The sequence below is a fragment of the Streptomyces sp. NPDC046197 genome (assembly GCF_040646295.1).
Lineage (GTDB): Bacteria > Actinomycetota > Actinomycetes > Streptomycetales > Streptomycetaceae > Streptomyces.
Map to the genome: position 1 here is coordinate 72,389 of NZ_JBEYZY010000017.1, position 9,875 is coordinate 82,263.

Here is a 9,875-nt window from a genome sequence, read left to right on the forward strand (position 1 = left end):
CGTCCACGCCACGAAGGGCGCCCGCCGTCGGCCGGGCGCCCTTCGTGCGTCGCGCCGATCGGCCTCGTTCGTGCAGGCCTGCGGAGGACCCTGCACCGACGGGTGCGTGACGCTGGCCCGGATCGGTGAGGACGCCTGGGCCCTCGGTGACAGCAAGCGGCCCGACAAGGAGCCCCTGCGGTTCACCACGGAGGAGCTGAGCGTGGCCGGGATCGACCCGGCGCGGTTCGGTCTGACGCTCTGAACCGCCCGCTGCCCCGGCCGGCTGCCGGCCGGGGCCCGCGCGCACCCAGCCGATCACACCGAACAGGACCACCGGTGCACCACCACGGCTATCTGTGGGCCGGCCCGAAGGCTCGCTTCGACCAAGAAGCACTGCGGCGCCCTCCCCATCCCGAGCCACCCCCGGCAGAGAGCCGACCGGGACTGATCCAGCGTTACCGTGAAGTCGCCGCCGAGTTCCCGACCTCCGACCTGCCCCCGCTGGAGACGGCGTACTGGCTTGTCAAGCCACGCCCGCTGGTACGGGGAACATGGCCGGGGCCCTCGGAAACAGCGGCATGGCTGGGCAACCGGCCGGCCGAGTTTGCGCCACGGTTCGCGTCCGAGGCGCAGCGCGACAGGCGTCGGCGGGCCGCCCTCGTCACCTCCGCGGTCGAGCGGCTCGGGGCGGGTGGCGATGTCTCGCTCGGCTTCTCTCTCGAACGGCCCGCGTATCTCTGCCTGGCGCTGGTGACCTGTTCGCCGAACCGCGAGAGACCCGAAATCCCTTGCCCGCTGGACGGTTCGTCACTTGTTGCGCCGTAGCCGACGCAGCAGGAACAGGGGAGCGGCGCCCGTCGCGACGGCGATGGCGCCGAGCTTGATGCTGTCGCTGCTGGCCCCGTCGCCGTCGGCGGGGCCGGAACTGCCCTTGGGTGACCTGGTGGCGGCCGCGCCCGGCGCGTCCTTCGCCTCCACCGGGCTGTCGGCGCCCTCGCTGCCGTACAGGAGCTCGGTGCCGTCGGGGCTGTATGTGACGGACTCTCCCTGCCCCTGCAGGGGAACGTCGAGCTTGCCTTTGCGTTTGATCCTGCCGTCGGCGAAGTCGTAGTGGATCCCGCCGAAGTAGCCGCGCACGGCGAGCTGTCTGCCGTCGGGGGAGAAGGCGGCGTCGGTCGCCCACAGGTCGACGGGGGCGACGGGCCGGAAGACGTTGGTCCCGGAGGAGGAGAGGTGGGCGGGTCCCTTGTACAGGTGACCGCCGTTCTCCTTCTTGTCGATGATGTAGGCGCGCCCGGTCTTCGGGTGCACGACGAGCGACTCGGCGTCGCGGGCGCCGTCCGCGTACTTCACGACGTACTGCGTGGCCCGGATCGTCTGGTCCTTGAGGACCTTCGGCTCGGGCAGCCGGTAGATCCACACGTACGGCCAGGTGCCGCCGAGGTTGTCGCCGATGTCGCCGACGTAGATCTGGTTGCCGGGGCCGATGGAGATGGCCTCGACGTCGCGGGGCCTGCCGATGCCGCTGAGCGTGATGGTGGCGACGGTCTTCCCGGTCCTCGAGTCCACCGCGTAGATGTAGGGGCCGTCGTCGCTGTCGTTGTGGGTCCAGTAGACGCCGGGGTGCAGACGGGAGGCGGCGAGGCCGCTGGACTCCTTGATCCGGGGATCCCTGATCGTGAAGCCGTCGTCGCCGTCGGCCGCTGAGGCGGGCACGGTGAACGCGCCCACGACAAGGGCCGCGGCGAGGAGGGCGAACGGTCGGCGCATACCCCCAAGCCTGCCATCCCGTCAGTTCATGGTTCGTGAGGATCTTCGAAAGTCCGGGGCCCGTGGGGATCTTCGAAATCGCGGTGTCCGGCGTGGCGGGCCTCACACCCCGGCCGCCGCTTTGATCGTTCATCATGAGCGGATGCTCAGGTTCATGCCCGTCGGTGACTCCATGACGATCGGCAGCGCGGGCGAACACACATGGCGTCACCGGCTGTGGCGCCACCTGTGCTCCGCGTACGGCGGCCCTTTCACGTTCGTCGGCCCGCGCGAGACGCTGTACGACAAGGCGGCGGACGCGCCGACGTCGCTCGCGTACGCCGAACCGGAATTCCCCCGGGCGCACCTGGCGGGCTGGGGCGAGGGCTGGGCGCACATGGTCCCGCTGATCGGCGAGGCGGTGCGCGAATGCCGGGCGGACGTCCTCCTGGTCTCGCTCGGCCTGATCGACCTGGGCTTCTACACCAACGCGGAGCAGACGGCTGCGAACGTGCGGTCCTTCGTGGCCGAGGCGCGGGCTGCCAACGCGCGCATCAGCATGGTGATGCTGCCGGTGATCCCGAACATCCGCGCCGCCTCGGACGCGTCCTTCGCCGAACAGGTCACCCGCTTCAACGAACTCCTCGCGAAGACGGCGGCCGACCTGGACGAGCCCCGTTCCCCCCTGCTGCTGGCGTCCCCGCCGGCCGCGTACGACATCCACACCGACACCTACGACGGCACCCACCCCAACGCGAACGGCGAGCACAAGCTGGCGGCGGCCTTCGCGGAGGCGATGTACGAGGCGTGGGGGGTCGGACAGACGTACACGGCCGGAACGAGCTGACCGAATTCCGGCGACTACGCCGACAGGACCCCGGTGGACTTCGGCACCGACATCGACCTGACCGGCACCGTCGTCGACCTCGTCCTCAAGACGGAGGGGTTCCCCCGCGACTGACCACTGTCGCCCCCGACTCCCCTTGCCTTGAGCGCGCTCCAACACGTTGGCTTGGAGACCATGGAGTACACACAGCTGGGACGCACGGGACTCGAGGTCGGCCGACTGGTCCTCGGCACGATGAACTTCGGCCCGCAGACCGACGAGGCGGACAGTCACGCGATCATGGACGCGGCGCTGGACGCGGGCATCAACTTCTTCGACACCGCCAACGTGTACGGCTGGGGCGAGAACAAGGGCCGTACCGAATCGATCATCGGCAGCTGGTTCGCCAAGGGCGGTGACCGGCGCGACAAGGTCGTGCTCGCCACCAAGGTGTACGGGAACATGGCACCGGACGACTCCCCCGTCTGGCCCAACCACCACAGGCTGTCCGCCCTGAACATCCGGCGGGCCGTCGACGCCAGTCTCAAGCGGCTGCAGACCGACCACATCGACGTCTACCAGTTCCACCACATCGACCGGAACACTCCCTTCGAGGAGATCTGGCAGGCCGTGGACGTGCTCGTGCAGCAGGGCAAGATCCTCTACGTCGGCTCCTCCAACTTCCCCGGCTACAAGATCGCCCAGGCCAACGAGATCGCCGCCCGCCGCCACGGCACCATCGGCCTGGTCAGCGAGCAGTGCCTGTACAACCTGGCCGAGCGCCGCGCCGAGATGGAGGTCATCCCGGCCGCGCAGGACTACGGGCTGGGGGTCATTCCCTGGTCCCCGCTGCACGGCGGTCTGCTGGGCGGCGTGATCAAGAAGGAGGTCCAGGGCGGCCGCCGCGCCTCCGGCCGGTCCGCCGACGCGCTCGGCAACACCTCCGTACGCGCCCAGATCCAGGCGTACGAGGACCTGCTCGACAAGCACGGCCTCCAGCCCGGCGAGGTCGCGCTCGCCTGGCTGCTCACCCGTCCCGGCGTCACCGGCCCGATCGTCGGCCCGCGCACCACCGAGCAGCTTCAGTCGGCCCTGCGGGCCGTCGAGCTGCAGCTGAGCGACGAGCTGCTGGCCGGGCTCGACGAGATCTTCCCCGGGCCGGGGCCGTCCCCGGAGGCCTTCGCCTGGTGAGCTCCCCGAGCCGGCCGGGCTCCCCGAGCCGCACAGGCTCCCCGAGCTCCTGAGAGCACTCTCGCGGCCGCGCTCGGCGTCACCTGCCGAGCGCGGCCGCGAGGGCGACGACGGCGAACATCAGCACAAGCGCACCGGCCATGATCCGGTTCCGGGTTTTCGGGTCCACGTATTCGAGACTAACCGGCTCCGCCCAGTGCCCAGCGGGCGACCGGTTCGTACCGCGGCTGTTCACCGGGGACGCCGGACCTCGGCAGATTGCTGCGGACCAGGACGAGCTCGTCCACCGTCCAGCTGCGGCTGCCGAAGGCGGCCAGGGACTCGACGTGGGGCCGTACGTCGACCGCATCGCGGCTGCGCGCCACCGTCAGGTGCGCCTTGTAGCGGCGGTGCTCCCCCATCGGCACCCCCGCCTTCCGTGCCGCCGCCTCCGCGCGCTCGGCGAGCAGCCGCAGGGTCCGCAGGTCCCCGTCCGCCCCGGCCCACAGCGCCCGGCCGTGGCCGAACTGTCCGCCGCCGCGCAGTGCCAGCGCAAAGGACGGCGTCCGGCCGGCCGTGCGCTCCAGGCGGGCCGACAGCTCGGGTACGAGCTCCTCGTCCACCTCGCCGTAGAAGGCGAGCGTGAAGTGCCAGCCGGGGCGCCCGGTCCAGCGCAGTCCGTCCGCACCGGGCAGCTTCTTCAACTCGGCGACCTCGTGGCCGAGTTCAAGGGTGACGTCCTCCGGGGGCAGGACCGCGGCGAAGAGTCTCATGGGACCAGTGTCCCCGCCGCGTACCCGGGGTGTCCGAATGACCGTGCGTATCGTTGTACTGCGCGGCTGCACTCGTCCACGAGGCAGCCGGGGAGGAGCGCCACGATGACCATCCTGGAAGACAGGATCGAGATGGCCGAAAGCAACGGTGACCTTACGCTCGACATGATGTTCGAGTGGCTGGAGAAGATGCCCGTCCCCGACGGATACAAGGTCGAGATCGTTGGGGGAAACATCTTCATGTCGCCGCAGCGCCGCACCCACTGGCAGATCATCTTCGACATCCTCGACCAGCTGCGCACCCGGTATCCGAAGCAGCGTCTGATGTCCGACGTGCGCATCGACTTTCCGGGCCGCCTCAACGGATTCGCAACCGACGTCACACTCATCACCGAGGACGCGAAGCTGGACGACAAGGGCCGCTGGCACTACCGGGACGTGGAGTTCATCGCGGAGGTGATCTCGGCGGACACCGCCACCAACGACTACGGCCCCAAGAAGGACGCCTACGCCGCCGCCGAGGTGCCGGTGTACCTGATCGTGGACCCGTACACCGGCCGCTGGCACCTGCACACCCTGCCCAAGGACGGCGAGTACCGAGCCGGCCTCAGCCTCGACTTCGGCGACGACATCGACCTGACCGACTCCCCGGTCGGGCTCGTCCTCAAGACCGGCGAGTTCCCCCGCGACTGACCCGGCCCGGACCCTGCGTCACGCCGCCGTCGCCAGCGCCGCGCGCCCGTCGCGCGGGACGAACCGCACCTGCGGGTGGCCGCGGTGCCAGCCGACCGCCAGGCGCAGGCCGCCGATACGGGCCAGGACCAGGCCGACGGTGACGGCCGCGGCGGCCGAGACGGCACCGCCGAGGGCGAAGCCGATCCGGGGGCCGTAGGTGTCCGTGACCCAGCCGACGACCGGCGCGCCCAGCGGCGTACCGCCCACGAAGACCATCATGAACAGGGCCATCACCCGACCGCGCATCGCGGGGTCGGTGGCCATTTGCACCGCGGTGTTCGCCGTGACGTTGACCGTCAGGCCGAAGACCCCGATCGGGGCCATGAGCAGCGCGAACAGCCAGTACGACGGCGTCAGCGCGGCCACGATCTCCAGTGCCCCGAAGACGGCGGCCGCCGCGATCAGCACGCGCAGCCGGGCCGTGCCGCGCCGGGCGGCCAGCAGGGCACCGACCAGCGAGCCGACCGCAATCAGCGTGTTGAAGAGGCTGTAGGCGCCGGCGCCGGCGTGGAAGACGCCGTTCGCATAGGCGGACAGCCACACCGGGAAGTTGAAGCCGAAGGTCCCGATGAAGCCGACCAGGACGATCGGCCAGATCAGGTCGGGGCGTCCGGCGACATAGCGCAGGCCCTCGCGGAGCTGGCCCTTGCCTCGCGCGGCACGCTCGACGACATGCAGCTCGCGGGTGCGCATCAGCAGCAGACCGGCGATCGGCGCGACGAAGGACAGGCCGTTGAAGAGGAAGGCCCAGCCGGTGCCGACGCCGGTGATCATGACGCCCGCGACGGCGGGGCCGACCAGGCGGGCCGACTGGAAGTTCGCGGAGTTCAGGCTGACCGCGTTCTGCAGGTGCTTCGGGCCGACCATCTCCGAGACGAAGGACTGGCGGGCCGGGTTGTCGACGACCGTGGCCAGGCCGACGGCGAAGGCGGCCAGGTAGACGTGCCAGACCTGGACGTGCCCGGTGAGGGTGAGCCCGGCCAGCACGAGGCCGGTGACGGCCATGGCCGACTGGGTGCCGAGCAGCGTGGGCCGCTTGGGCAGCCGGTCGACGAGCACACCGCCGTACAGGCCGAAGAGCAGCATCGGCAGGAACTGCAGGGCCGTGGTGATGCCGACGGCGGCGGAGGAGCCGGTGAGGCTGAGCACCAGCCAGTCCTGGGCGATGCGCTGCATCCAGGTGCCGGTGTTGGAGACGACCTGCCCGATGAAGAAGAGGCGGTAGTTCCTGATCCTGAGCGAGCTGAACATCGATGAGCCCCGGGTGCGCCGGGGCCGGGTGCCAGTGACGGGCGGGGTGTCGGTAGTGGGCGGGGTGTCGGTAGTAGGAGTAGGTGCGGGGGCGGAAGCTGCTCCGGATCCCGTACTCAAAAGGGTTCGCCTCCTTGAATGACGAATGACGTGCTCTTACAGGTGTGCGAGCTTCTCCAGCACGGGGGCGGCGGCGCGCAGTGCCGCCCACTCGTCCTCGTCGAGGCCCTCGACCAGACCGGCCAGGAAGGCGTTCCGCTTGCGGCGGCTCTCCTCGAGCATGGTTTCGGCCTGCTCGGTCTGGGTGACGACCTTCTGGCGCCGGTCCTCGGGGTGCGGCTCCAGCCGTACCAGCCCCTTGGCTTCGAGCAGCGCCACGATGCGGGTCATCGAGGGCGGCTGGACGTGCTCCTTGCGGGCGAGCTCACCCGGGGTGGCGCTGCCGCAGCGGAAGAGGGTGCCCAGCACCGACATCTCGGTGGGGCTCAGTGACTCGTCGACGCGCTGGTGCTTGAGCCGACGGGACAACCGCATCACGGCGGAGCGCAGGGAGTTCACGGCGGCAGCGTCGTCGCCATGGGTAAGGTCCGGCATGTTCTTTAGAGTAACTCATTACTCTCGCTAAAGACCACCGACGACACGCCCATACGCCCGTGACCCTGGCCACTGCATCCACAGATCACTCATATGGGTGATCCCAGTGCGGAACGTGACCCGTCACCCGGAAGCGTGCGGCGACCCTCGTGTCCATGGGGACCAGCGTGCTCAGCCTGCGCATGGACCGTGAGCTGCTCGAACGGCTCCGGCACCACGCCGCCAAAAGAGGAATGAGCGTCCAGGACTATGTCGTCCGGACGCTCATTCGGGATGACTTCGACGAGCGGTTCCAGGCCGCCGTCGAGGAGACGGAGAGGTTCTACGGGCTCACCTGACGCGGCGCGAACAGGGGGCCGGGCCGGTCTGAGGCCGAGGGCCGGTCAGGTCAGGCCCAGGGCCGGTCAGGTCAGGCCCAGGGCCGGCATCAGGTAGTAGAAGGCGAACACCGCCGCGACCACGTACATCGCCACCGGAATCTCGCGGGCGCGGCCGACCGCCAGGCGCAGCACCACGAAGGTGATGAAGCCCATACCGATGCCGTTCGTGATCGAGTAGGTGAACGGCATCATCACCATCGTGACGAAGGCCGGAATGGCAAGGGTGTAGTCCGCCCAGTCGATGTCCCTGACCGAGTTGGCCATGATCAGGAAGCCGACCGCGACCAGGGCCGGGGTGGCCGCCTGGGACGGAACCATCGTGGCGACCGGGGTCAGGAACAGGGCCAGGGCGAACAGGGCGCCGGTGACGAGGTTGGCGAAGCCGGTGCGGGCGCCCTCGCCGACGCCGGCGGTGGACTCCACGAAGCAGGTGTTGGCCGAGGAGGAGCCGACGCCGCCCGCGGCAACCGCGATGCCGTCGACGAAGAGGACCTTGTTGATGCCCGGCATGTAGCCCTGCGCGTCGGTGAGCTTGGCCTCGTCGCTGACACCCATGATCGTGCCCATCGCGTCGAAGAAGGACGACAGCAGCACGGTGAAGACGAAGAGGATGCCGGTCAGCAGCCCGACCTTTTGGAAGCCGCCGAAGGGGCTGACCTGCCCGATCAGGCCGAAGTCGGGGGACGAAACCGGGTTGCCGGGCCACTTCGGGGTGGTCAGGCCCCAGGTGGGCACCTTGGCGACCGCGTTGACGATCATCGCGAGGACGGTCATCGAGACGATCGAGATCAGGATGGCGCCGGGCACCTTGCGCACGATGAGGGCGAACGTGAGGAGCACGCCGAGGATGAAGACGAGGACCGGCCAGCCCCGGAGGTGGCCGTCGAGGCCCAGCTGGAGCGGGACGGTGGTGTGGGCGACGTCCGGGATCCGGGTGACGAAGCCGGAGTCGACGAGGCCGATCAGCATGATGAACAGGCCGATGCCGATGGCGATGCCCTTGCGCAGGCTCAGCGGCACGGCGTTCATGACGCGCTCGCGCAGGCCGGTGGCCACCAGCAGCATCACGATGAGGCCGGCCCAGACGACCATGCCCATGGCGTCCGGCCAGGACATCCGCGGAGCGAGCTGGAGGGCGACGACCGTGTTGATGCCGAGGCCGGCTGCCAGCGCGATGGGGACGTTGCCGACGACACCCATCAGAAGCGTGGTGAACGCGGCGGTCAGCGCGGTCGCGGTGACCAGCTGGCCACTGTTGAGTTGATGCCCGTACAGGTCCCTCGCGCTGCTGAGAATGATCGGGTTCAGCACGATGATGTAGGCCATCGCGAAGAAGGTGGCGAATCCGCCGCGGATCTCGCGGGGCAGGGTGCTGCACCGTTCGGAGATCTTGAAGTAGCGGTCGAGAGCGCCGTACGCGGGCTGCTTACCCGGCTGCTCGGGGGCGGGGGCCTTGGCGGTGGCCGAGGTGGACATGCGGGTGACCTCAGGGATGCGGGGGGTACGGGGGTACCGGGGTCTGGAAAATGATCGAGTCTCGCCGCCTTCGAGTCACCAACAGGTCTCCCCCATGTCTGTGTTGGTGTTTCATACGAAGAGAAGCAGCCAGACTCGGACAGTTTCAGTATGAACATATAAAGCCCAAAAAGCCATCTCCGCGCGTAGAGCCTTGGTGGGCAAGGGACGGTGAGTGATCAGGGATGGTCGCTGAGGTTCGCTGGACGGGGGCCGTAAGCTGAGGGCCATGGCGAAGTGGACCCCCAAGCACGAGGCGCCGGAGCCCCTGGAGGGCCCCGTGGTCGCCACCATCACTGGCGGCACGATCGTCTGGTTCGTCCTCTTCCTGGTCCAGCTGCCCTTCTACGGCTGGTTCTGCGACCACGGCCACACCTGGTGGCTCTGGACCTGCCTCACCGGCGGCGGCCTCGGCCTCATCGGCATCTGGTACGTACGCAAACGGGACGCGGCGATCAAGCGGGCAGCGGCCGGCGAAGCGACGCGGACGGGACAGCCGACGTCGGCGGAATAGCGGCGGGAGCGGCGCGGGGCGTCCGGCAGCGGGGCGCGGGGGTGCTCCTCGGCCGGCCGACGTAGGCGGTTGGGCGGGCAAAGCACCGGGGGTGCAGGGGGCGGAGCCCCTGGCGGGTCTGGGGCGGAGCCCCCGGCGGGTCTGGGGCGGAGCCCCCGGCGGGTCTGGGGCGGAGCCCCCGGCGGATCTGGGGCGGAGCCCCCGGCGGATCTGGGGCGGAGCCCCCGGCGGATCTCGCACGGAACCCCCGCGGGGTCTGGGGCGGAGCCCCCCGCGGATCTCGCACGGAACCCCCGGCGGATCTGGGGCGGAGCCCCCCGCGGATCTCGCACGGAACCCCCGGCGGGTCTGGGGCGGAGCCCCCCGCGGATCTCGCACGGAACCCC

Annotated in this window: 12 protein-coding genes; 7 read left to right on the forward strand and 5 right to left on the reverse strand. The window is 69.8% G+C overall.

All coding sequences use genetic code 11. The features are described from left to right. Positions 1-70: 70 nt before the first annotated feature. Positions 71-244, forward strand: a complete 174-nt coding sequence (locus AB0A61_RS23725; protein ID WP_361295520.1) for a DUF397 domain-containing protein — start codon at positions 71-73, stop codon at positions 242-244. Between the two features lie 74 nt (positions 245-318). Then, a complete protein-coding gene (locus AB0A61_RS23730; RefSeq protein ID WP_361295522.1) occupies positions 319-807 on the forward strand; it encodes a hypothetical protein in 489 nt (162 codons plus the stop codon). On the opposite strand, the gene AB0A61_RS23735 is transcribed toward AB0A61_RS23730, so the two are convergent. Further along, a complete protein-coding gene (locus AB0A61_RS23735) occupies positions 790-1,752 on the reverse strand; it encodes a WD40 repeat domain-containing protein (protein ID WP_361295525.1) in 963 nt (320 codons plus the stop codon). The genes AB0A61_RS23730 and AB0A61_RS23735 overlap by 18 nt on opposite strands. A gap of 142 nt (positions 1,753-1,894) precedes the next feature. Here AB0A61_RS23735 and AB0A61_RS23740 point away from each other — a divergent pair, with 142 nt between their 5' ends. Together AB0A61_RS23740 and AB0A61_RS23745 are read left to right on the forward strand one after the other, a co-directional pair. Then, positions 1,895-2,578: a GDSL-type esterase/lipase family protein gene (locus AB0A61_RS23740; protein WP_361295528.1), complete on the forward strand. Its 684-nt coding sequence runs from the start codon at positions 1,895-1,897 to the stop codon at positions 2,576-2,578. Between the two features lie 174 nt (positions 2,579-2,752). Next, complete coding sequence (locus AB0A61_RS23745; protein ID WP_361295531.1) at positions 2,753-3,748, forward strand: aldo/keto reductase; 996 nt, start codon at positions 2,753-2,755, stop codon at positions 3,746-3,748. A 179-nt stretch (positions 3,749-3,927) separates the two neighbouring features. Here AB0A61_RS23745 and thpR read toward each other — a convergent pair whose 3' ends face one another. Further along, positions 3,928-4,500 carry an RNA 2',3'-cyclic phosphodiesterase gene (gene thpR / locus AB0A61_RS23750; protein WP_361295534.1) on the reverse strand — a complete coding sequence of 191 codons (573 nt, stop codon included), beginning with the start codon at positions 4,498-4,500 and terminating at the stop codon, positions 3,928-3,930. A gap of 105 nt (positions 4,501-4,605) precedes the next feature. On the opposite strand from thpR, the gene AB0A61_RS23755 reads away from it, so the two are divergent. Beyond that, positions 4,606-5,193, forward strand: a complete 588-nt coding sequence (locus AB0A61_RS23755; protein ID WP_361295537.1) for a Uma2 family endonuclease — start codon at positions 4,606-4,608, stop codon at positions 5,191-5,193. A gap of 18 nt (positions 5,194-5,211) precedes the next feature. On the opposite strand, the gene AB0A61_RS23760 is transcribed toward AB0A61_RS23755, so the two are convergent. After that, positions 5,212-6,606, reverse strand: coding sequence for an MFS transporter (locus AB0A61_RS23760; protein ID WP_361295540.1), 1,395 nt, complete (start codon positions 6,604-6,606; stop codon positions 5,212-5,214). Between the two features lie 36 nt (positions 6,607-6,642). Next, positions 6,643-7,080 (reverse strand): MarR family transcriptional regulator, encoded by a 438-nt coding sequence (locus AB0A61_RS23765; protein WP_361295542.1) that lies wholly within the window; start codon positions 7,078-7,080, stop codon positions 6,643-6,645. A gap of 155 nt (positions 7,081-7,235) precedes the next feature. Here AB0A61_RS23765 and AB0A61_RS23770 point away from each other — a divergent pair, with 155 nt between their 5' ends. After that, entirely contained in the window at positions 7,236-7,418 is a 183-nt protein-coding gene (locus AB0A61_RS23770) for a ribbon-helix-helix protein, CopG family (RefSeq protein WP_361295545.1), read from the forward strand. 66 nt (positions 7,419-7,484) lie between these two features. Here AB0A61_RS23770 and AB0A61_RS23775 read toward each other — a convergent pair whose 3' ends face one another. Continuing rightward, positions 7,485-8,936: an NCS2 family permease gene (locus AB0A61_RS23775; RefSeq protein ID WP_361295548.1), complete on the reverse strand. Its 1,452-nt coding sequence runs from the start codon at positions 8,934-8,936 to the stop codon at positions 7,485-7,487. 268 nt (positions 8,937-9,204) lie between these two features. On the opposite strand from AB0A61_RS23775, the gene AB0A61_RS23780 reads away from it, so the two are divergent. Continuing rightward, entirely contained in the window at positions 9,205-9,489 is a 285-nt protein-coding gene (locus tag AB0A61_RS23780; protein WP_361295551.1) for a DUF2530 domain-containing protein, read from the forward strand. The last annotated feature ends 386 nt before the right edge of the window (positions 9,490-9,875 follow it).

Coding starts and splice junctions, on each gene's coding strand:
- AB0A61_RS23765 (WP_361295542.1), bottom strand. CDS start 7,080: ATGCCGGACCTTACCCATGGCGACGACGCTGCCGCCGTGAACTCCCTG.
- AB0A61_RS23755 (WP_361295537.1), top strand. CDS start 4,606: ATGACCATCCTGGAAGACAGGATCGAGATGGCCGAAAGCAACGGTGAC.
- AB0A61_RS23745 (WP_361295531.1), top strand. CDS start 2,753: ATGGAGTACACACAGCTGGGACGCACGGGACTCGAGGTCGGCCGACTG.
- AB0A61_RS23735 (WP_361295525.1), bottom strand. CDS start 1,752: ATGCGCCGACCGTTCGCCCTCCTCGCCGCGGCCCTTGTCGTGGGCGCG.
- AB0A61_RS23740 (WP_361295528.1), top strand. CDS start 1,895: ATGCTCAGGTTCATGCCCGTCGGTGACTCCATGACGATCGGCAGCGCG.
- AB0A61_RS23780 (WP_361295551.1), top strand. CDS start 9,205: ATGGCGAAGTGGACCCCCAAGCACGAGGCGCCGGAGCCCCTGGAGGGC.
- thpR (WP_361295534.1), bottom strand. CDS start 4,500: ATGAGACTCTTCGCCGCGGTCCTGCCCCCGGAGGACGTCACCCTTGAA.
- AB0A61_RS23775 (WP_361295548.1), bottom strand. CDS start 8,936: ATGTCCACCTCGGCCACCGCCAAGGCCCCCGCCCCCGAGCAGCCGGGT.
- AB0A61_RS23770 (WP_361295545.1), top strand. CDS start 7,236: ATGGGGACCAGCGTGCTCAGCCTGCGCATGGACCGTGAGCTGCTCGAA.